Origin of the sequence: Calothrix sp. NIES-2100 (genome assembly GCF_963875285.1) — a bacterium.
Lineage (GTDB): Bacteria > Cyanobacteriota > Cyanobacteriia > Cyanobacteriales > Nostocaceae > Aulosira.
Genome location: NZ_CAWNLA010000001.1, coordinates 8,266,636 through 8,287,782, shown reverse-complemented (window position 1 = coordinate 8,287,782; position 21,147 = coordinate 8,266,636). Strand labels below are relative to the sequence as shown.

At 41.9% G+C, this 21,147-nt stretch carries 15 protein-coding genes; 9 read left to right on the top strand and 6 right to left on the bottom strand.

Features of this window, described 5'->3' with window-relative positions; genetic code table 11:
• Positions 1 to 25: 25 nt before the first annotated feature.
• Positions 26 to 301 (bottom strand): hypothetical protein, encoded by a 276-nt coding sequence (locus AACU32_RS33735; protein ID WP_096606404.1) that lies wholly within the window; start codon positions 299 to 301, stop codon positions 26 to 28.
• 1,419 nt (positions 302 to 1,720) lie between these two features.
• Between AACU32_RS33735 and AACU32_RS33730 the strand changes: the two genes are divergently transcribed.
• The 4 genes from AACU32_RS33730 to AACU32_RS33715 all read left to right on the top strand — a co-directional run bounded on the left by AACU32_RS33730 (position 1,721) and on the right by AACU32_RS33715 (position 10,322).
• Positions 1,721 to 2,647 carry a DUF11 domain-containing protein gene (locus tag AACU32_RS33730; RefSeq protein ID WP_096606400.1) on the top strand — a complete coding sequence of 309 codons (927 nt, stop codon included), beginning with the start codon at positions 1,721 to 1,723 and terminating at the stop codon, positions 2,645 to 2,647.
• Positions 2,644 to 6,270: a hypothetical protein gene (locus AACU32_RS33725; protein ID WP_339378506.1), complete on the top strand. Its 3,627-nt coding sequence runs from the start codon at positions 2,644 to 2,646 to the stop codon at positions 6,268 to 6,270. Before AACU32_RS33730 ends, AACU32_RS33725 begins: the two co-directional genes overlap by 4 nt.
• A 122-nt stretch (positions 6,271 to 6,392) precedes the next feature.
• On the top strand, positions 6,393 to 8,555 hold the full coding sequence (locus AACU32_RS33720) for an OmpA family protein (protein WP_445223243.1): 2,163 nt from the start codon (positions 6,393 to 6,395) through the stop codon (positions 8,553 to 8,555).
• 117 nt (positions 8,556 to 8,672) lie between these two features.
• Positions 8,673 to 10,322 (top strand): SdrD B-like domain-containing protein, encoded by a 1,650-nt coding sequence (locus AACU32_RS33715; protein ID WP_339378505.1) that lies wholly within the window; start codon positions 8,673 to 8,675, stop codon positions 10,320 to 10,322.
• Here the strand turns inward: AACU32_RS33715 and AACU32_RS33710 are convergent.
• The 3 genes from AACU32_RS33710 to AACU32_RS33700 all read right to left on the bottom strand — a co-directional run bounded on the left by AACU32_RS33710 (position 10,319) and on the right by AACU32_RS33700 (position 11,970).
• Positions 10,319 to 11,059, bottom strand: coding sequence for a gamma-glutamyl-gamma-aminobutyrate hydrolase family protein (locus AACU32_RS33710; RefSeq protein ID WP_096606394.1), 741 nt, complete (start codon positions 11,057 to 11,059; stop codon positions 10,319 to 10,321). The two genes, AACU32_RS33715 and AACU32_RS33710, sit on opposite strands and share 4 nt — an antisense overlap.
• Positions 11,060 to 11,093: 34 nt before the next feature.
• Positions 11,094 to 11,489 (bottom strand): hypothetical protein, encoded by a 396-nt coding sequence (locus AACU32_RS33705; RefSeq protein WP_096606392.1) that lies wholly within the window; start codon positions 11,487 to 11,489, stop codon positions 11,094 to 11,096.
• Positions 11,490 to 11,760: 271 nt separating this feature from the next.
• A complete protein-coding gene (locus AACU32_RS33700) occupies positions 11,761 to 11,970 on the bottom strand; it encodes a hypothetical protein (RefSeq protein ID WP_096606390.1) in 210 nt (69 codons plus the stop codon).
• Here AACU32_RS33700 and AACU32_RS33695 point away from each other — a divergent pair.
• From AACU32_RS33695 to AACU32_RS33675, 5 genes are read left to right on the top strand one after another with little or no spacing between them, the layout of a single operon-like run.
• Complete coding sequence (locus AACU32_RS33695) at positions 11,965 to 12,807, top strand: CHAT domain-containing protein (protein WP_096606388.1); 843 nt, start codon at positions 11,965 to 11,967, stop codon at positions 12,805 to 12,807. The two genes, AACU32_RS33700 and AACU32_RS33695, sit on opposite strands and share 6 nt — an antisense overlap.
• A 49-nt stretch (positions 12,808 to 12,856) precedes the next feature.
• Positions 12,857 to 13,834: a hypothetical protein gene (locus AACU32_RS33690; RefSeq protein ID WP_096606386.1), complete on the top strand. Its 978-nt coding sequence runs from the start codon at positions 12,857 to 12,859 to the stop codon at positions 13,832 to 13,834.
• Complete coding sequence (locus AACU32_RS33685; RefSeq protein ID WP_096606384.1) at positions 13,819 to 14,775, top strand: AAA family ATPase; 957 nt, start codon at positions 13,819 to 13,821, stop codon at positions 14,773 to 14,775. Before AACU32_RS33690 ends, AACU32_RS33685 begins: the two co-directional genes overlap by 16 nt.
• A gap of 3 nt (positions 14,776 to 14,778) precedes the next feature.
• Entirely contained in the window at positions 14,779 to 15,897 is a 1,119-nt protein-coding gene (locus AACU32_RS33680) for a hypothetical protein (protein ID WP_096606382.1), read from the top strand.
• Positions 15,898 to 15,941: 44 nt separating this feature from the next.
• The gene (locus AACU32_RS33675) at positions 15,942 to 17,672 is read left to right on the top strand and encodes an AAA-like domain-containing protein (protein ID WP_339378504.1); all 1,731 of its coding nucleotides are present in this window, start codon (positions 15,942 to 15,944) and stop codon (positions 17,670 to 17,672) included.
• 370 nt (positions 17,673 to 18,042) lie between these two features.
• Here AACU32_RS33675 and AACU32_RS33670 read toward each other — a convergent pair whose 3' ends face one another.
• Positions 18,043 to 19,995 (bottom strand): TnsD family Tn7-like transposition protein, encoded by a 1,953-nt coding sequence (locus AACU32_RS33670; protein WP_096606380.1) that lies wholly within the window; start codon positions 19,993 to 19,995, stop codon positions 18,043 to 18,045.
• A gap of 22 nt (positions 19,996 to 20,017) precedes the next feature.
• Positions 20,018 to 21,136 carry a TnsD family Tn7-like transposition protein gene (locus AACU32_RS33665; RefSeq protein WP_096606378.1) on the bottom strand — a complete coding sequence of 373 codons (1,119 nt, stop codon included), beginning with the start codon at positions 21,134 to 21,136 and terminating at the stop codon, positions 20,018 to 20,020.
• Positions 21,137 to 21,147 lie beyond the last annotated feature (11 nt).

Genomic DNA, 21,147 nt, shown 5'->3' with positions numbered 1-21,147 from the left:
GTCTCCCTCATCGCCCTCATCCCCCTCATCCCCTCATCTCCTCTACCTTATTTTCCACAGTATTAGCCATTGTTAGAGAAATCGAGTTCTGGGGTGATGAATCTAGCAGTGGTGGTTGTGGCGATCGCTCAATCGTGCGATCGCTGAGGTAAGATCCCACAATCTTGTCGTAGTTTGAAGCTACAGCTAAAAAAGCCCCACCCAAAATATAAATAGGTAATGGCAGATTAAATTCCTTTACCCAGTCAAACAGTTCTGCCAAAGCAAACAACACAAAAAAGCAAGCTAGCCAAACCCTCATTTTTTTCTCTCCCTTGCACAAGTAACTCTACTACTAGGGTAGAGTTGCTTGCATGATACTTGATTTTTTAATTTAACGTACTAAGTAGAACAACGTGAAAAAACCAAACTCATTAGAGAAGTCCAAGAAAACGGAAGTATGTCACGAATAATCCAGTTGCTTCAAATTTCTCTAAAATCTAGCTGAATATCAATCTCTGCGTCTCCTGCTTTGAGCATCAGAGGATCATCATCTGACAACGGACTATGTCATTTGACGGCAATTTCATCTTCCTAAAGTTATAAATGCAGAAATAACTAATTTATTAAAATAGCTTACTGCTAGCTAATAAACAGCAGTTATCTAACTGATATATCCTCACTCTACTGCAAGCACTATTGTGCTGATTGACGTTATTTAAATATGACAGTTTAACAACTGGTGTAAATGTTTATGACAGCAAGTTACAACATCTGATTACAGTGTTGTAGTGAAGATGGTAAGATTTGGGTTCGGAAACGCCAAAATAGCAACTATTAGCTGATTCTTCTAGAGCTTACCCAGAGCCAACAGATGGAAAAGCGATGGCGAATCTTTTTAATTTGAACTCCTTGATTGAGTTTATCAATTTGTATTGATGCTTTTCTTGGCAAAATTGCAAGCTGATGACCAATAAGTAGCAAATTAATGTAATCTAATGGAATAGGCAGCAAAAAGGATGAACTTGAGTTCAGCCGCAAATTAGCATTTAGTCTGTCATAATAAAATTCTTTATTGAAAGACTAAAGAAGCGAGCGATTAATAACCTGTGCTTAATCTTACTCTCCTAGAGCAGGTGGGTAGGGTGCAGGTAGATAATTATTGTATAGATTGAGAAAATGTATGCATTTTATGTTTTAATTTGCATACGTTGTTTGTCTGGCAAATTTAGGTTGCTCAAGAAGTGTGTGGGAATATTGATAGTTAGGATAAGCCAGAAGCCATAAGGGAAGAGGGTTTGAGATTCCTTCAGTTTTTCACATCCTGGGGTTTATTTGTGCATACCGACTTAAATTGTGGACTGCCAAATCTGCCAATGCATTAGCTGTCTTTTGAAAAATCCTGCCAACTAGATGTCTACATTCGACGATAGCCAAATTGTCATAAAAACACCATCGATTTTTGAAAAGTTACATCTTCTGATAAGATGCTGTAATAACCAGGTACTGAAAATTTTTGGAAAAAAACTAGTATTAACTAGAGATTGATGAAAGCCTAGATGGCAAGAAATTATTAGTATTATGCTTTGAGTTCTAAGAATTAGAAAATCACATAAAAATAGGGGTTTCAGTAACGTCATGTTTGTAATTAGGAGAAGTATGATGCCTAAAAAAATCGGCTCGGTTTGATAAAAAACCTTAAATTGACCAAAAAATCTTTGTTGTTCCTTGATGCCTTCCGATGACATCTAAAATTTCATGGTTGAGGCATAATAGCCTCTTATGTGCATTTTTTTCTTTGGGTATAGTGGCTTACGAAAGCATTCCCACTATTGCTCAAATACCTGTAATCAGAAATACGGCTGGTGCAGGAGCAAATGGTTTGCCAAATCGACAGTCAAACGAGGTCAGATTAACTGCTTCTCAAGCTGTTTTGGAAATTATTAAAACAGGTGACAGATCAGCCGCAGAACCAGGTGACACAGTAATTTACCGCCTGACTATCAGAAATACTGGTCAAGGCCCAGCGAGGAATCTCAGCATTACAGATAGGCTACCTTTAGGATTGCGATTTATCTCCAAATCGCTAACAGGTTCGATTGGTAATACATCCGTATCCTTAACTGCTAATGCTGGTAATAATCGGGCGGTAACAATTTCCCTCAACCCGACAACAGAGTTACCAGCCAAGGGAACCTTGAATGTTGCTTATGCGGTTGAGGTGACACCAGATGCGGTTCGGGGAACTGGGAGAAACTTAGCGCAAGCCCAAGCTGGTACTTTGACGAGTAACCAAGCCAGCCATGTGTTGCGAATTCGTCCAGGGATTCTATCCGATTGTGGCACTATTATTGGGCGGGTGTTTGTTGATAAAAACTTTGATGGCGAACAGCAACCGAATGAACCGGGTGTACCTAACGCCGTAATTTACATGGATGATGGCAATCGCATCGTTACTGATGCCAATGGCTTATTTTCTTTAGCGAATGTCATATCCGGCTATCGGTCAGCAACATTGGACTTGACTAGTTTACCAGGATATGGATTAGCACCAAACAATTACTTTATTGAAAGAAATAGCCAATCACGGATGGTGAAATTAGCACCGAGTAGTTTGGTTCGGGTCAATTTTGGGGTTACACCTGCATTTACAGGGGGTAAGCGATGATATCTAAGAAAAATTTGGGTATGGTGGGCAAAACCAGAAGCGGCTGTCCACAAGGAGTTGGTATTCAAAAGCAGCAATTATCTATTTTGCGCTTGGCGGGGAAAAGCAAGGGTAAAAGAGTGATGTTCCTGGCGTTTTTGGCATTCATAGCACCAACTTTTGTTGGTATCAAAGCCACTAACAACCAAGCCTTGGCTACAGAACCAGAAAACAGTCAGCCCCAAATAACACCAGAGGAACAAGAAGAGGAGCAGATAGTTGCTCAAATCTTCCCCTCAGCCACCTCATCTCCTGAAACAGATGGTGCGATATTTTCCGAAAATCCAGCAAGCCAATTTCAGCAAAATTCCCCTTCTTTAATTGCGCAACCAACACCGCCAATCCAAAACCCGACACCAACGAGTTTGCCTCAGAATGCAAACAGGAAGGTAAAAATCGAAATTTTACCAGTAGGTGACCCAAGAGTCCAAGCGGATGGACGCTCGACAATCAAGCTACAAGGGCAAATTACCGATGAACAAGGGCAACTGCTGACGGAGGATTTAGTAGTAACTTTAACCAGCAGTGCAGGTAAATTTGTCGGTGCAGATCAAGATAAAGACCAAGGCGGGTTTCAGGTACGTGCCATTGGTGGGGAATTTACTGCAACTCTGCAATCAGATATTAAACCACAACAAGTGAGAATTCGGGCAGCAGTAGAGAACATCAAAACGCGATCGCCCCAAATCAACCCAGGCGAATTAGCCTTTCCCCAACAAACCGACACCTCAATTCTCGACAAGGTTGGGGAAGCACCAATCGAGGCTTACACCCAAGTAGAATTTACTACCTATCTTCGTCCTTCACTGGCAACAGGGATAGTCAATTTACGCATTGGGCCTGGTGGAACCAATTATTGGGGCAGTTTTCGCGACTTTCTCAACCCCGACAAAACAGGGGGAACAGAAGTAGACTTAAGTGCGGCTGTCTTTGCTACCGGGAAAGTTGGGGATTGGTTATTTACAGGTGCATTTAACAGCGAACGCCCCATCAACCAAGACTGTGAAGGGAGAAACCGCCTGTTTGGGGGAGTTCAATTTTGCGAACAGCAATATCCCGTTTACGGTGATAGTTCCACAGTTACACCCACTACCCCCTCAATAGATAGTTTTTATGCTCGCTTTGAGCGGACTGCCGCCATCCCCGGCGCAGATCCAGATTATGTCATGTGGGGGGACTACAATACCGAAGAGTTCTCGCGATCGTCCCAACTGTATACAGCGACATCCCGTCAGCTACACGGCTTCAAAGGTAACTACAACTTCGGCCCCTTACAAATTACTGGGTTATACGCCAACAACATTGAAGGCTTCCAACGAGATACGATCGTCCCCAACGGTGTTAGTGGTAATTACTTCCTTTCCAAGCGGCTGTTAGTTCCTGGAAGTGAAACAGTTTATTTAGAAGCTGAGGAAATTAATCGCCCCGGTACAGTAATTCAGCGTCAACAATTATTTCGCGGCCCCGATTACGAAATTGACTACGATCGCGGCACACTTTTATTTCGCCGTCCCATCCTCGCCACAGAACTCAACCCTTTTGGCGCTACCTTAGTCAGACGAATCGTCGTTACCTACCAAAACGAAGGCGGACAAGATTCTAAACTCTATGGTGGACGACTGCAATATAATATTTCCCAAGATTTAGCCAGCAAATCATTTTTAGGTGCAAGTTACCTCCAAGAAGACCAAGGAAGTCAGAATTTTCGCCTATTTGGTGCAGACTTTTTACTATCTTTAGGCGATGCTGGGAAAATTATCGGGGAATATGCCCGTTCTAACGGTAACTTTGTGGATGGTCGCGATTTTAACGGTTCCGCTTATCGCTTAGAAGCCTTGGGCAAAATTGGCGAGAGTTTTTTAGGTCAAGCTTACTACCGCGCCGTCGAACCCAACTTCAACAACAACTCCACCTTTAGCTTTACACCAGGACAAACACGCTACGGCGCATCAGTGCTGGCGAAAATTACTGAAACCACTAGCTTTACTGTAGGCTACGACTTTGAAGAAAACTACGGTTCGGCGGCTACTGGGATAAATAGCACCCTAGGCTTTTTTGATTTATTCGATCCTCAACCCCAAGCCCGTCCGGGAGAAGCAATCAACAATACCCTCAAAACCTTCCGCGCCGGGATATTGCAAAGATTTGGGCCAGCGGATGTGAGTTTAGAGTATGTCAACCGTTCTCGCCAAGATAGAATTAGCGATCGCTTTAGTGGGACTGCGGATCAATTAGTCTCCCGTTTGAAATTCCCCTTAACTGAATCATTAACCTTTCAAGGGCAAAACGAACTAAATTTAAGCAATAGCGATCCTCTATATCCCAACCGCACCACCTTAGGATTGGACTGGAAAGCCTACCCAGGAGTGACATTAAGGCTAGCGCACCAATTTTATGATGACAGCAGCTTAATTCCTGGTAACTCCATCACAACCCTAGATACGATCCTCGATCGCAAATTGTCAGAGGATACGAGTTTGATTGGGCGATATTCGGTGCTATCAGCATTTAACGGTTTGCAAGGACAAGGTGCTGTTGGGTTGAATCATCGCTGGGCGATCGCACCGGGATTAAGGGTGAATGTCGGTTACGAATATATATTCAAAAACATCTTTAATGGTACAGCGGCTGGTTCCCAATTTGGTCAATACTATGCAGTAGGGCAAACAGCTTCCTCATTGGGGCTATATTCTGGTTCCGTTTATAGTGTAGGATTCGAGTATACCGATAATCCCCAATTCCAAGCCAGCACCAGGTTTGAGTATCGCGATGGAGATGAAAGTAATAATCTCGTAATTTCGGCGGCGGCGGCGGGGAAACTCTCACCAGCAATAACCGCATTAGTTCGGTATCAACAAGCCGGTGAAGCCAACGTCTTTCTTCCCTCGACTGTGGGTGTGGTTGCAGAAGGAGTCAGATTCCAAGAACTAGGAGATACTTCTAACCTGAAACTTGGTTTAGCCTACCGCGATCCGAGTAACGACAAATTCAACGCCTTACTCAAATATGAATGGCGGCAAAATTATGACTCCATCCCCGAAACCCAATTAACCGGGAGTACAGCTACAGGACAGATCTTTTCCGCAGAAGCCATTTATGCGCCTAATTGGCGCTGGGAATTTTATGGTAAATACGCCCTGCGAAATGGGGTAACTTTCTTAGATGGCGATCGCTATGATGCTGATGTGAATTTAGCCCAGCTACGGGCGACTTACAGACTGGGTTATCGTACCGATTTAGCTGTGGAAGGGCGCTGGATTGGGCAAACCTCCAATAGCGGTACTAATTACAACGAATTTGGCGTGGCTGTGGAGTCTGGGTATTATTTAACTCCGGATCTGCGAGTGGGTTTAGGCTACAGCTTTGGTAGCGTCGATGACCGAGATTTTACTGGTTACCGTTCTGAAGGTGGTATTTACGTAAATATCAGCTTGAAGTTGAATGAACTTTTGGGCGGCTTTGGATTACAAAAACCTGTACCTAAGCAAGAACAGGAATCGGAGGTAGAACCGCTAGCCCTCTTCCAGCCTACATCCCAGAGTGAACTGATTAAGCGTCTCAAACAGTTAAAAGCGATGAAGTAGCAGCCCTCTTTCAAGGTGTAAAGGAGTGAGTGATGTCTAGGTTGAAAGAAAAAAAAGGGAAAATTGAACCGCAGAGGACGCAGAGGACGCGGAGAAAGGAGAGTTTTTTCAGGTTTTCGGGTATTTGGCCTTTGACTTTTTGTCTTTTAGGTTCTGAGGTTGCTGTTAGTCAAACATTACCTGCTGCGCCAGTTTCTTTACGGGTAGTAGTTAACAGTAATCAAGATGGTAATGTCCAACCTGATGAACAGATAACTTTGCGGGAAGCTATTGAACTGGTAAATGGTACGCTAACAGTTGCCCAACTTAGCAGTGCGGAAAAGGCGTTAGTCCAACCGCTGACTGGGGGCGGTTCGCGAATTGAGTTTAGTTTGCCTGCAAATGCAACGACGATTCTGTTACAAACACAATTACCAGATTTGGCGAGTCCAGGGTTAGTGATCGATGGAGCGACTCAGCCAGGATATGATGCTGCAACTTCCGCGACAGCAGAAATTGCCATTCCGATTCCAGTGGTAGCGATCGCACCTGCACCAGATAAAGAAATATTTCGCGGTTTAACTGTTGTTGCTGATGGTGTGACGATTCGTGGCTTGAGTCTTTACGGCTTCAATGCCAGTGCCATTAAGCAGCAGTTAGGAAATATTTTAATTTACGATGGTGTCCCTAAACCTGTAACTTTAACTACACCACCAGGGGATATTGTCATTTCCCATCGGTTACCACCGCCCAATACTACCCAGCAGCAACCGCCTAACAGCAATTTTCCTTTCTATGAAAAGGATGTGCCACCAAAAAATGTGGTGATTGAAAATAACTGGTTAGGGTTGACTACAGAGGAAAAAGTACCACAAACAACATCTGCTTTCGGGATTTACGTATTTAATTCCCAAGGTACAACTATTCGCCGCAACCGAATTTACTACCATGATGGCAGTGCAATTATTACCTCGGTGCGGGGGGAAAATACTTTAGTTCAAGAAAACATCATTGTCGGTAATGGGATTTCTGGGATGCCTGATGCCTTAAGGATAGAAGGTGTGGTGAGCAAATCCCGCATTACAAGTAACTTAATCTGTGCCAATGATGGGGCAGGGGTGTATTTATTCAAACCCCAAGGTGATGTGCAAATCCGTGATAACCGCATTACCTATAATGGCAGACGTTTGCGGCGGGCAGCAGTTTACTTGATGGGTAGTGACCATCAAGTAACAGGTAACGAAATTTCCTATCAAACTGGGCCAGGGGTAGTGGTATCAGCTTTTCCCCAAACCGAACGTAACATTATTCAAAATAACTCGTTTGTGGCGTTAGAAGGTTTGAGTATTGACCTCAACGCCCAAAGAAATTTAGATGTGAGTGACTTCCAAAGGGGAGACGGGCCGAATCCTAAACGCAACTCAGGAAATCGCCGCCTAGATACAGGTAACGGTGCGATTAATGCCCCAGAATTCAAAACGCGGGAATTTTTGCCTAGTGGTAATAGCGTCACCTTAGAAGGTAAAGCCGATCCGGGTTCGGAGGTGACAATTTATCGCCTAGAAGATTATCAACAAGGTAAACAAGCACTTTATGAACCTGGTTATGGTGCTTTGAGCCAACCATTAGCCAGCGCCCCTGTTGATGCCAGCGGGAATTTCACCATAAATGTGGCAAATGTGCAAGCAGGAGAGATAGTCAGTGCGATCGCCACCGATCCGAAATATGGGACATCAGAACCAGCGATCGCGGCTTTTATTGGGCCGAGAAACACTTCCCCAAACCTCACACCCAAAAACCCGCGTTCTACACCAATTCCCCAGTGTACTTCCCGTCCAGCGCCACCCCCACCGCCCACACCACCCACACCACCGCCACCAGAACCCCCCACACCATTAAAGATTAGGGCACCAAGAAACGTTCACTTTGCCTTAGATAAATCCTTTATTAGTCCCGCGAGTGCGATCGTCCTAGATCGGGTAGCACAAGTATTAAAGCAATATCCCGTGATAGTCATCGAAATCCAAGGACACACTGACCCAAGAGCGAGTAATGAATATAACCTAGCCCTAGGCAGAAGAAGAGCCTTAGCCGTGAGAAATTACTTATTGCGTCAAGGCGTAGCCCCAGAACGCATGACAATCCGCACCTTAGGTGAAAGTCAGAGAGTAAGTGAAGGTAGTAACCGCGTAGATTACGCACGCGATCGCCGTGCCGAAATCATTTATAAAGATGTCAGAGGCATAGACATCACCATAGAAGGCCAAGAACAAGACCTGCAATTAGAACCAGAAAGACGTAGATGAGGAAGCAGGGGAGCAGGGGAGCAGGGGGGCAGGGGAGCAGGGGCGATAAGGGGACAAGGGGGACAAGGAAGATAAATAAGGAATACCCAATGCCCAATGCCCAATGCCCAATGCCCAATGCCCAATGCCCAGTTAATCTTATTTAGGAAGCCAGTAATGAAACCTTTATTTAAAAATCTAGTTAGACCCTTCAGAGGTACATTCCTGACGCTGCTGTTTACCGTACCCCAGGTTCCTCTAATAGGAAGCCTTTCTAGTCAAACAGCCTTAGCACAACAGACCCCTAGCTGCCCAGCAGGTACAAGATTAGAAAATCTCAATTGGCAGGGCGAGAATTTTCAGCCAGGGAATTTCAATCAGACTCTTAATATTGGTGGTGCCAATGTTAACTTCAGAATGGTGGAAAATCCACTAGGGATCATTAAGGATATAAGCCCCGAGAACAGCCCTGGCGGTCTTGGTGCTGTGCCCTACGGGATTGCTCCAGGCCCCTATGGTGGCATTAATAAACCGTATTTACGCTGGGGGATCGACGCTAGGGGTTCAAACCTGGGAGGTAATGCCACATTGATTATTACTGCCGATCGTCCAGTTATCTTCGGATCTCCTCTACTGTTTTTAGACGTAGACAGAGACAGAGCCAATGAGCTAGAGGAAGGACGAAGATACCAAGACCAGATTACAGTCACAGCATCCAACGCAGGTGTAAATGTACCCGTTACCCTGGTGCGTGGTAATAATATTAGAGATGATGTTAACGTCCCTCCTCCCCCCAGTGTTACCGAAGTTGTTGGAAATGTGGCGCGGGGGCAAAATCCTAGAGTTGAACCGGGAAATGTACCCCCCTCAAATTCGGGGGGTAATGTCGCCGCTACATTCGCAGGTCCAGTTACTACCATCCAAATTATTTACGAATCGGGTCCGCTATACAAAAGCCCTAATCCAGGTCCAGGACAGGATGAGACAATTGGTCTTGCCACCGATATCGGTGTCTGCGTACCAACGGCCTTAGGTTCAATTGGCGATACTGTTTTCAATGACATTAATGCTAATAATGTTCAAGACTCAGGTGAACCGGGAATTGGCGGTGTTGAAGTCAAGATCAGAAATAGCACCGGACAAGAATTTGTCGCTACTACTGATGCTAACGGTAAATACAGCTTTCCTAATTTAATCGCAGGTCAATACACAGCTACTGTTTCTAAACCACCGAGTGGATTTACTCCTACTCTCACACAACCCAATCCCATTACCCTAGGTGCCGGACAGAATTACTTAGACGCTGATTTTGGTTTTACACAACAACCACAAGGTAGTTTGCGGTTAGTCAAACGAATTACTGCGATCGCTAGAACAAATGGTCAGCGCACTCAATACAATGATGTTATCGATGACCCCAACGATCAGAATGATAATGCGCTCAACCCTCCTCCTGTTGGTCAATTTGATGTCCAAACACCGGTGCAAAGCGGTGATGAAGTTGAGTACACAATTTATTTCCGCACAGAGCAGTCATTAGAAAATATTAACTTATGTGACTTAATTCCTACGGGCACAACCTATGTACCCAACAGTATTTCTGTAACAGGTGGCGGTACTGGCGCAGATCAGGGAAGATTTTTCTCTCCCCTAACACCGATAGATCAGATTCCTGAAAGTAGTGTTTGCGGAGATCGCACTAATCCCAACGGTACAGTGATTGTCAAATTGGGCAATATTCCTACTGCTCAATCTGGATCTGTTAGCTTCCGCGTCAAAATCGATTAACTCAAGTATGAAATTACCCTATGTGTAGCTCGCACAAAAGCTTGAAAAATTCCTTGATGATTTGGATCGTTAGCTGAAAGCTCCGGATGCCATTGTACACCCAGCGCCCAAGGATGATATTCGCATTCTACTGCCTCAATTACTTCATCTTCTACAGCATGAGCAACAACACGCCAACCAGGAGGTACTTTGTTTACTGCTTGATGATGCCAGGAAACTACAGAAATGTGAGTATTTTGGACACAGTTAGCTAACCGGCTTGTCTTATCTATCCTAACTGTATGTTCTGTCGGCAAACGCCTTCCCGGTTCAGGTTCTAGACGATGTAAGACTGACGTACCATATACCTCTGGTAAGTGAGGAATGAGCGTACCACCACAGACAACAACGAGAATTTGTAAACCCCGGCATATACCCAACACAGGTAAATGACGCTCTAGGGCAAGCTCGGCTAATTGTAGTTCAAAAGCATCACGCTCACAATCTACAGAATAAATACTGGGGTGGTCACAACCGTTGTAGCAAACAGGATCAATATCTCCACCACCGGAGATAATTAAACCATCCAGCGGCTCTAAGAGTATGCTGGGGTCAGTTTCTCCTGGTGGTAATAATATGGGAGTACCGCCTGCTGCGCGGACTGCATCTAGGTAATCTCTTGCTAAAGAAAATGGTAATGCTCCTTGCCGACCGCAGGTAGTAATACCAATCAATGCTTTTTGAGATTTTCTACTCATCGTTATTCCTTTTTCACAAATCTAGCCGAAAATTTTAATCGGCTTTACCCTCCTTCAACATTTGATCTAAAAGTTTTCTTGCAGGTTGTGCTTTAGTCAAAGCTGTTTGATGATCGCTATAAGCACGAACAAGGCGAGTTAGACCGTTCACACCTACCTTCAGTTGCTCTAGATCTTCACCCGTAACCAGTTCTCCATCCAGCATCCGCCCAATCAAAGGTTTGATGTCACCCACTTCCTGCCGTACTTTTTGCAGCTTTTCTAAAGCACTCAGTAAGCTTTTGAGTGAGTTGACAATCTCATCAATATTCTGAGTATCTTCTTCCACTAGTGCAGAAGAATCTGTAACTGTCGCCCCATCTTCATTGTCTGAAACCTCAGGTAATTCCTGTGCAGAAGTTTCACTTTTAACTGCGTTTGGCTTTGCCATTAACTCTTCCTCAAGAAATTTACCCCAGTGTATCGTGGTTATTGGTCATTGGTCATTGGTCATTTGTCATTGGGCATTGGGCATGGGTAAGAAAACTCCCCACACTTCCTCATCTCCCGGTTGGTGAGCGAAGTCGAACCACATCTCCCTAACCCCTAGCCCCTAACCCCTAGCCCCTATCTCTGGTATAGCTTCACCCTCATGTAAGTAAACAATAAAGTTCTTTACTGCCAAAGGCTGAAAGCCTTGTTATAAGGTAGTCTATATTTTCCTAAAGTTCTTTACTAGACGAGAACTGGTACATCAGACGCTCTGGATTGCAAACAATAAAGTTTTTTACTGTCACACAGGTATAAATGCTCATTCGGTCTATCATAATAAAGGCGATCGCTTCACTTTGTTCTGTGATGATTTTAGCTATGGCGTATGTGAAAATTAATTTGATACAAAGCAGCGCTCTAAATTGCTCATCTAAATGCATAGTAATGGTACAGTCAAAATTTTATTTTTAGCCGCAGATCCCAGTGATGCTGCGCGATTGCGCTTGGGTCAAGAGTTACGAGATATTCGTGAGAAATTGCAACTCGCAAAAGAGCGAAATAGATTCATTCTCGAGTCCCGTGAATCTGTACACCCAGGGGATATCAGCCAAGCTATATTCGATGTTGATCCGCAGATTGTACATTTTTCTGGACATGGAAGTAATACAGGTGAGCTTTGCTTTGAAGATTTACTTGGAAAACTGCAACCTGTACAGCCTGAGGCTCTAGCAGCACTCTTTGAACTGGTAGCTGACCAAATTAACTGTGTAGTCTTGAATGCTTGCTATTCCGAAGTTCAAGCCAAAGCTATTGCAGATTATATTCCCTATGTTATTGGCATGAGTCAAGCCATAGGAGATAAAGCTGCGATCGCTTTTGCTGTTGGTTTTTATAAAGCTTTAGCAGCAGGACGAACAATAGATCAAGCTTATAAGTTTGGTTGTGTTGAAATCAGATTACAAGGCATTCCAGAACACTTGACTCCTGTTATATATTGCCGATCAACATCCAATCAGGTGGAGCATACACCCTCACCTCCTCCAAAAAATTTGTCCTCAGCTAGTTTAACTGCTAAACAAAGACGAACCTTACAGGAAATTGATGACCTTCAGCAACAGTACGATTTATTAAGTGAAAAATTAAGTCGCCTGCGGCGAGATTTCACCATTGAATCCAGTACGTCTGTGAAGTTTCAGTTAGAGAAGGAAATTGAAAAGACTCAAACTGAGCGAACTCAAATTAGTCAAAAAATCGAAGATTTAGAAAATAGATTGTAATAATAAATAGTAATTACTCAATAGTTGGGTATTAAATTAAACCTCACAGATGTCATCAGTTCGGCACTTACAGCAAAAACTGAAAGAACTTCAACTACAGTATGATCTCCTGAGCCAGAAGATTGAAAGCTTACGGAAAGATGCTGCAATTCAAGCAGGGACTTCAATCGCTTTTCAGCTAAAGAAGGAAATTGAGCAAAATGAAGCAGAACGCGATCGCCTGCTCACGCAAATTGAGAAGATTGAGAAATCTTTTGAGAGTGAGCGCATCCACGGTGAGTTGTTTCGTCTCAATTACACAGCACAGGTACGCTTCTTTCGAGAAGTTATTGCCCAGAAACGCATAGGAGCTTTCCTGGTTCATGGAGAGCCAGAACATGGTCAAATCTGGCTACTGAAACGACTGTTGCAGGGAATTCCTGACAGTACAGCCAATCCCATGATTCAGTTTCACCTTTCACGTAGGGTATTGAGGACTGATATTCAAGCCTTATGGAGAGAGCTAGGTCGTCACATGGGTGTAAAAGATTACTCATCAGAACAGGAAATTGCCCGAAATGTTGTGGCTCAATTGAAAACTCAACATATTATCCTGGTGTTTCACGATCTGGACTGTATTGATGACACCTACGTACATGAATTAATGCGGGATTTCTGGTTGCCCCTGGTAGACTCATCCCAGATAATTGACCCCAGCCATGAATTTTTTCTACTCATGTTTTTAGTTGATCAAGATGGTTGTGTCAGCACTTGGAATCTGGAGTTTGTAGACGAGATCGATTCAGCTTGGAAACCCCATACTCCCATTCGCTTACCGATGATTGACCCTTTATGTGAGCGAGTTTTAACGAACTGGATGGAAAATGCAATTGATGTACTACCAATCCAGATCACTAAAAAAATTGACTATACAGTGCAGGTAATTTTGGAGAAGAGTGAAGGCGTTCCAGAGCGTGTGTTTGCCCAAATTTTTAGTTTGTGTGGCTGTAAGTGGGAGGAGGAAGAAACCCGGTGGCTAGAACTTTAGATAGAAAGAATCTGAAATACACAGGTAAGAAGCAACCCCAACCAGGAGAGAAAGATCCACAGACAGGGCAAATATTGTATCCTTACCTACCAAGTCAGAAACTAGTAGAGGCTGTCAATTTAGCGATCGCTCTCGAACGTCCTTTGCTACTGAAAGGAGAACCGGGTTGTGGTAAGACTAAATTAGCTCGTGCTGTAGCTTACGAATTGGGTTTACCTTATGAAGCTTGGTATATAAAATCTACCAGTCGAGCCAAAGATGGTCTGTATACTTATGATGCTGTTGGCAGGTTGCGGGATGCTCAACTGGCTGCTGCTAAAATCGATGAAGAAGCCACAGCCAAAGCAAAAGATGCTGATGCTTACGTAGAATGGGGGCCTTTAGGACGCGCCTTTGACAACGAGCAAAAAACTGTGTTGTTGATTGATGAAATAGATAAGGCTGACATTGATTTTCCTAATGACTTGCTGCTAGAGCTTGATGAGAAAAGATTTGAAGTTACAGAAGTAAAACAAAACAGCCCTATTAAAAAAATTCAGGCTCAGGAAACACCAATTGTTTTCATTACTAGTAATGATGAAAAAGACTTACCGGATGCTTTCTTGCGTCGTTGTTTATTTCATTACGTTAAATTTCCTGAGCGTCAGCAATTAGTAGAAATCGTCAAAGCTCACTTTGCGTTTTCACAAGTGGAAGTAGTGAACGCAATTATTGATCGCTTTTTGGAACTACGGGAACAGATGCGGCGAGACAAAGGTGAAGCTGGTAAAAAGGTCAGCACTAGTGAACTCATGGATTGGGTGCGGATTCTTAAGGATCATCCAGATGATGAAATTTTAACTAAATTGAAAACAGAACTTTTGTATCCTGGGGTGTTGCTGAAGAGTTGGGATGATTACCGCCGTTATGGTGAGCAATCAATATCAAACACAGAAGCTTAAATTATGAAAGCTCCCCAAGAAGAACTACCACTGCTGGAATTATTTACACGACTACGGGAGGCAGGCTTACCTTTAGGTATTGATGAATACTGTCTGGTTTTGAAAGCTTTACAGCAAGGCTTTGGGACGGCCGATCAAGAAGCCTTGGCAGAAATGTGCTGCACCTTGTGGGTGAAGTCTCCAGATGAAGAACATCTGTTTAAATATCATTTCCAGCAGGTAATGAAAAACCAACTTGATGTCAAGCCTGCTGTTGTTAACGAAGAGACAAGGAATCAAACTACTGTTTCTGATAATCCCACAGTCTCAAAGTTAGAAAGTGTAGATCAGCAATTACCTGAACCATTGAATAGTACAACCACCTCATCAGAACTGATGCAGGTAGAAGATGAAATCCAAGTGGCGGGAGCAGTACAAATTACCACTCAAAATGCTGAAGAAATTGCTGTAAATCGCTTCAGCCAAACTGATGAATATTTTCCCGTGACGCGGCGACAGATGAAACAAAGCTGGCGACATCTACGCCGTTTTGTCCGCCAAGGTTTACTGACAGAATTAGATATAGAAGCAACTATTGAGCAAGTTGGACGACTGGGGATATTGATAGAACCTGTCGTAGTTCCCAGTCGAATTAATAAAACTGAACTATCATTGCTGATTGACCACAAAGGATCAATGGTTCCCTTTCATGCTTTATCTCAGCGTTTAGCGGAGACAGCCTTAAGAGGTGGACGCTTGGGCAAAGCTAGTATTTACTACTTTCATAACTGTCCTACTAATTATCTTTACCATGACCAGACACGCCAGCAAGCTGAAACTGTCACTGATTTTCTGACTCAACTACGTCCAGAGCGTTCTGCTGTCTTAATTTTTAGTGATGGGGGAGCTGCACGAGGCGGTTTCAGTCTGGAACGGTTGGAATTAACCCAAAAGTTTTTAGATCAATTGAAACAGCGAGTTCGTTATATTGCTTGGCTCAATCCAATGTCAACAGAACGCTGGTTTGGTACAACAGCCGGAGAAATTGCCAATTTAGTACCGATGTTTGAAGTGAGCCGTCAGGGGTTTGATCGAGCGATCGATGTGTTGCGAGGGCGGGGAAGCCATGCACAATTAAGGTAGGGTAAGTCATCCATTTAACTGGGAGTATTACAAGGGTAGAAAGCATGAAGCCAGAAGTTGCTAGCCGTCGAATTAAATCTTTTGGTCAACGTTTCGGAGAAGCACATCTTTATCTGGCTTATCATGCTGCTTTTCCCTTGGCTCTGACTCCCGATTTACTCTACCATCTGTGGGCAAATTTTCAACAAGATATTCATGGTGAATTGTTGAATATCCCCTGGCTAGCTGTGGCGGATCTGCTGCTTTCTGGCCTATGTGATGAAGTCGGCTATGAACTCTATGAAATGAAGACAACAGTAAGAGATTTACTGTTAAGAGAATTGAAATCAAATTCTCGCTTTGGTGAAAAGCGGATTAATGAGTTGTCTGATTTTTTGCTTACTTATGTACGAGAACAGATTGATAGTCACGATCCTGATATACGCGATTTTGCTCAAGCTCAACGATGGACAGCATTAGCATATACACAACCAAATGAAGCTGCGCGTGAATTAGCATTAACTCTGAAAAAATTGAACTTAGAAGAGAAAGCAGAGTGGGTTCGTATAGCATCTATGCTAGAAACTTTTGCAGAACCCTTAGCAGGATTTGCACCTCTGATGACTTATGCTCGTGGAATGGCTAGCTTGGTCTGCGGAAATCAAGCAAAAGCGGTCAATGAGTTCAGTCAAGTGACTAACAAAGGGGAAAATCTAGAAGTTGCAGGGGTAGAATTATTAATTCCTAAATTGCTGCCCAGAAAAGCAGTTGTTTTAGAAAATCCAGAGGGGCAAGTTCCTTTAGATTCAGCTTACTATGTTGAGCGTCCACCGATGGAAACAGATTGTTACCAAACAATTCTGCAATCTGGTGCTTTTATACGGATTAAAGCACCCGGACAAATGGGTAAAAGTTCATTAATGTCACGTATTCTTGACCATGCCAGAAAACACGACTGTCAAGCTACGTCTATCAACTTCCAGTCAGCAGGTACAGAATTTTTGGGCGATTTGGATCTATTTTTACAGTGGTTATGTGCCATTATTAGTGATAACCTAAATCTTCCAGAGAAGATAAGTGACTATTGGAAAGGTGTTTTAGGGAGTAAGACTAAGTGTACAAATTACTTCCAGAGATATTTGTTAGTGAAAATTGATCGTCCCCTCGCCTTGGGTTTAGATGAAGTGGATGCAATTTTTAAACATCCCCAAATAGTATCAGATTTTTTCGGGTTGCTGCGTTTTTGGCATGAGCGTGCTAAAAATGAATCAGTGTGGAAAAAACTCAGGGTAGTAATTGTGCATTCTAAGGAAGTGTACATTCCTCTAAATATCAATCAATCACCTTTTAATGTTGGTTTACCTGTAGGGTTACCAGAATTCAATCAACAACAAGTCCAAGATTTAGTGCAGCGTCATGGATTAAGTTGGTCTAATTCGCAGGTACAAAAGTTAATGATGTTGGTGGGTGGACATCCTTACTTAGTGAGAGTGGCACTTTATGAAATTGCACGCGAGAGGATAACTTTGAACCAACTCGAACAAATCGCACTCAAAGAAGCCAGCCCCTATAGTGACCATCTACGCCGACACCTATTAAATTTACAAACAGATGTCCAATTGCTAGAAGCACTTAAAGAAGTTGTAATAGCAGATGAGCCTGTCGATGTAGGAACAACAGCAGCGTTCCAACTCCACAGTATGGGCTTGGTGAAATTCCAAGGAAATAAAATTATGCCTTCGTCTGATTTGTATCGTAGATATTTTTGCGATCAGCTATTTGCAAACTTACAATAAAACATTAAATACAATAATAATAATAATTTATTAAGTAAAATATAGTAGCAAAAATTAGCTATTTGATAAGTTAATTCGTAGATTAAATTTTATCTCGAATCGCAAATACCTTAGATCATAATTGGAATTAGTAAAAATTTTGAATTTTTCAACAATACGAAAACGCGCTCACGCCCTGAAATCTCCGAAAGTGATCGCTTCGATTGTCCATCGCAGATCCGACTTTGGTATTTCTCCATAAAGCGATCGCACATTGCACACAACATAGCCCTGCCTAAGCTAAAAAAGCGATCGCTTCACTTTACTTATTCAAGAATCAGGATCACTTAAATATTTTGACCTACTGAAGATACTCAATTAGACTTCATGGTTAACTTTTTTGTTGAAGATAAAGTAAATTAGCGCAAGACTCTAAAGCAGAGTTAATAGCATTCTGAATTAATGGCAACTCTCTTGTTTGTGGATCTAGACTGGCACGATACACAAGTTGCCATCTTTTGGGATAGACATTTTCCTTACAAAACATATTTGCCGCCCACATAACCCTTCTCACTGCAAACTCTTCTTTTGTTTCGACCAGTTCAGCTAATAATCTTGCTGTCAACGGTAGTTGTGAGAGGTGTTTTTTAACCCAGGAACTTGTAGGATGTTCTAAACAATTAGCGATCGCTGTTTTAGTAATCCACGTAGGACGTTCATCATCTTCTTTCAATTGCTGTGCCGCCATCTTGACAGCTGCCATTGTTTCCAAATCTCGCCTATACCAATCCACGATAGGGCTACCATTGTTTGATTGTAGTGGAGGCAAATGCTGTTTTAGCCACTCTCTGTCATATTTATATAGATGACTATAAACTGCTGGTATCTTGCTTCGTAATTTTGTTCTTCCTACACCAGGATTTGCAGCCATTATATCCAACCATTGCTGACGGTGGTATTCTGAATTATGTATTGGGGTAAGAATAGGTGAAATTATAGAAGTCTTAAGTGAGGGATATACCTCATTCATTTTTGCCATAATATTAGGTCGAGGCAAGGTTAAATTTAACCTATTTGCTTGGCGAAGTACTGTTTTGACGGTAACTCCGAGACTTTGGCTGATGTCTTTGAGAGTAATTGAAGGATCTACCCAAAATTGTTTTAACGACTCTTCCCAAACAGAACCGTAAACCTTGATTTTCGAGAATCGAAACTGATCATCTAATGGCTTATCGGAAGCTGTTCTGTAATAAACAAAACCACAGTTACAAGCAAATGTAGCAGTTAGTTGAGAGTTTTTATGATTATCTGTAATTTCATATTCCCTTATATGTAGTTTTTTGAAGTGTTTACAAACAGGATTAAGGCATGGCCAGGGAGCATTTCCAAAGGGTTTATGCGTCTGTTGCAACTGCAAAAATTCTTGTGCTGTGTATCCCAAAAATTGAATGAATAGCAGATGCCGTAAAGGGTGATGAACCATTTGAGGGTAGCGTACTAATTTAGCCAACCAGTGATCGCGGCTTTTCTCATTTAGGGGGCATTGAAGCGAGTTGATAATTATGGCAGGGTAGTAGTTTTTAAAGATTCTCAATAATTCTTGAACACGAATCCTACCTGTATAAGTCACTAATTCTCGGTTATTTTTTACAATAGAGAAATATTTTTGATATAAGGCTTCTAAGCCAGGAACAAAACGGCAATCATTCAGAAGCCACTCTATATCCCTAGCGATCCTCAACAAAACTGTGTGTGTGTTATTGGAGGGGTCTACTGGTCGAGGAGATACCGCCTGAATTTTCTGTTCTAAGGAAACGAATTCAGATATGCGTTTGCGATTGTGAGTAAGTACGTTACTTTCTTCTAAAAAAATTCCATGAGTTGGACAAACCTCCACACCTGGTAATTGATGGAGACGATGCCAATAGCACTCACCAAACTGCTTCTGATCCTTTTCCATACACACTGGACAAAAGCGCAAGTAAGAAGGCATTTCAATAAACCCAGCGACAATTCCCAAGCGTGTATGAATTTTGGAGCCGTTATTCCCAGACATCTCTTGCCGAATCAGTTTAAGTCTGTCTAATGGGAGGAAAGGGCTGTAAAAAGGCAATAGAGTGTGATTATCTATTAATTGATCAACGGTGTAAGCATGTCCTGGTGGTAAATTATTAATCAGCCTTTGTAATTTGCTTGGTAAGTCAAAGATGGCAATCGCATTTTTTGTTTTAAATAAATCTAGTACAGTTGCAGTTTGGCTAGAGTCGTTCATTTGCTCTTGATAGCGGGCGCAAATACTATATAACAACTCATCTGGGTATGGTGTAGGAAAAAAGCCAAGCATTGAATTAACTAGATTTATGTAATTAAGTTTTACAATGTAAATTTAAATAAGTAGCTTGGCGATTAATGGTATCCTCATTAACGCCAAGTTCCTGCGCAATTTCTGAAATATTCATTAATTGATTGTTCCAAAGATTCTTCAATGCGAATTCCCAATAATTACTATATTTAACTTTAATTTTTTTTACTGGTAATACATAATTACTAATATCTTTATCTTCAACAGGAAGCTTGAAGAAATTTTCAGATGTGTATCCTAAAAATGTAATTAATAACAAGTAATATAAAGGATTGTTTATTTTACCATCAAAAATAAATATATCTATAAGCCAACAATTTATTGATTTATCTGGTAATTCACAATGAAGAGCTTCTAAAATTTCAGGAGAGTAGAAATCTATAAAATCATTCAGAAATTTCTGTAAGAAAACTTTATTTTTAAAATCCAAGCTTTTATATTTAGAAAAAACCAAATTCAGACAACGTTTTCTCATAGAATCTCCAAAGGAAATTAGATTACTTTGTTTTAATAGCCAATCTGCATTTTTGGCAAGATTTATGAATATTTTATAATTGTGATCTGATAATTTTGGAGAGTGTTTTATATCCGTAACTTTAGCTTTATCTGCCAATATTAATAATTGATTAGAATAAAAAGTTGCAACTTGACTGGTTGCCAAAATAACTCCGTGAATATGGCAAATTTCTACGCCTGGTAATTGATGTAATCGATGCCAGTAGGATTCACCAAATTGTTGTTTATCTTCTATGAAACATTCAGGACAAAATCTGAGATAATTATGATGTGTTATTCTTGGTTTGTAAAAAGTAAATTTTGTATAATCATTTTTAATTTCTTCCCTAATCTTTTTGATTAAGTAAGGTGCATAGAAAGGACTACAGAATGGCAATAATGTATGTAAATCAATTAACAAGTCTGCTGTATAACAATTTCCAGGTGGTAAAACTTGAATCAAATAATCTAAATTGTTTGCCATATATACCTTTATAGAACTAAGCATTCTGCCAAAAAGTTCTTTAGATGTATGTGATGCATTTGGATAACTCATCCGGTCAAAGTACCTTGCAAACATACTATAAAATAGTTCATCGGAATAAGGATCTGGGAACCATCCAATCATTGTACTATTTC

Bases quoted from the DNA above. Each gene is read 5' to 3' on its own strand.
- AACU32_RS33735 (WP_096606404.1), bottom strand. From the start codon at position 301: ATGAGGGTTTGGCTAGCTTGCTTTTTTGTGTTGTTTGCTTTGGCAGAA.
- AACU32_RS33730 (WP_096606400.1), top strand. From the start codon at position 1,721: ATGACATCTAAAATTTCATGGTTGAGGCATAATAGCCTCTTATGTGCA.
- AACU32_RS33725 (WP_339378506.1), top strand. From the start codon at position 2,644: ATGATATCTAAGAAAAATTTGGGTATGGTGGGCAAAACCAGAAGCGGC.
- AACU32_RS33715 (WP_339378505.1), top strand. From the start codon at position 8,673: ATGCCCAATGCCCAGTTAATCTTATTTAGGAAGCCAGTAATGAAACCT.
- AACU32_RS33710 (WP_096606394.1), bottom strand. From the start codon at position 11,059: ATGAGTAGAAAATCTCAAAAAGCATTGATTGGTATTACTACCTGCGGT.
- AACU32_RS33705 (WP_096606392.1), bottom strand. From the start codon at position 11,489: ATGGCAAAGCCAAACGCAGTTAAAAGTGAAACTTCTGCACAGGAATTA.
- AACU32_RS33695 (WP_096606388.1), top strand. From the start codon at position 11,965: ATGCATAGTAATGGTACAGTCAAAATTTTATTTTTAGCCGCAGATCCC.
- AACU32_RS33700 (WP_096606390.1), bottom strand. From the start codon at position 11,970: ATGCATTTAGATGAGCAATTTAGAGCGCTGCTTTGTATCAAATTAATT.
- AACU32_RS33690 (WP_096606386.1), top strand. From the start codon at position 12,857: ATGTCATCAGTTCGGCACTTACAGCAAAAACTGAAAGAACTTCAACTA.
- AACU32_RS33680 (WP_096606382.1), top strand. From the start codon at position 14,779: ATGAAAGCTCCCCAAGAAGAACTACCACTGCTGGAATTATTTACACGA.
- AACU32_RS33675 (WP_339378504.1), top strand. From the start codon at position 15,942: ATGAAGCCAGAAGTTGCTAGCCGTCGAATTAAATCTTTTGGTCAACGT.
- AACU32_RS33670 (WP_096606380.1), bottom strand. From the start codon at position 19,995: ATGCTTGGCTTTTTTCCTACACCATACCCAGATGAGTTGTTATATAGT.
- AACU32_RS33665 (WP_096606378.1), bottom strand. From the start codon at position 21,136: ATGATTGGATGGTTCCCAGATCCTTATTCCGATGAACTATTTTATAGT.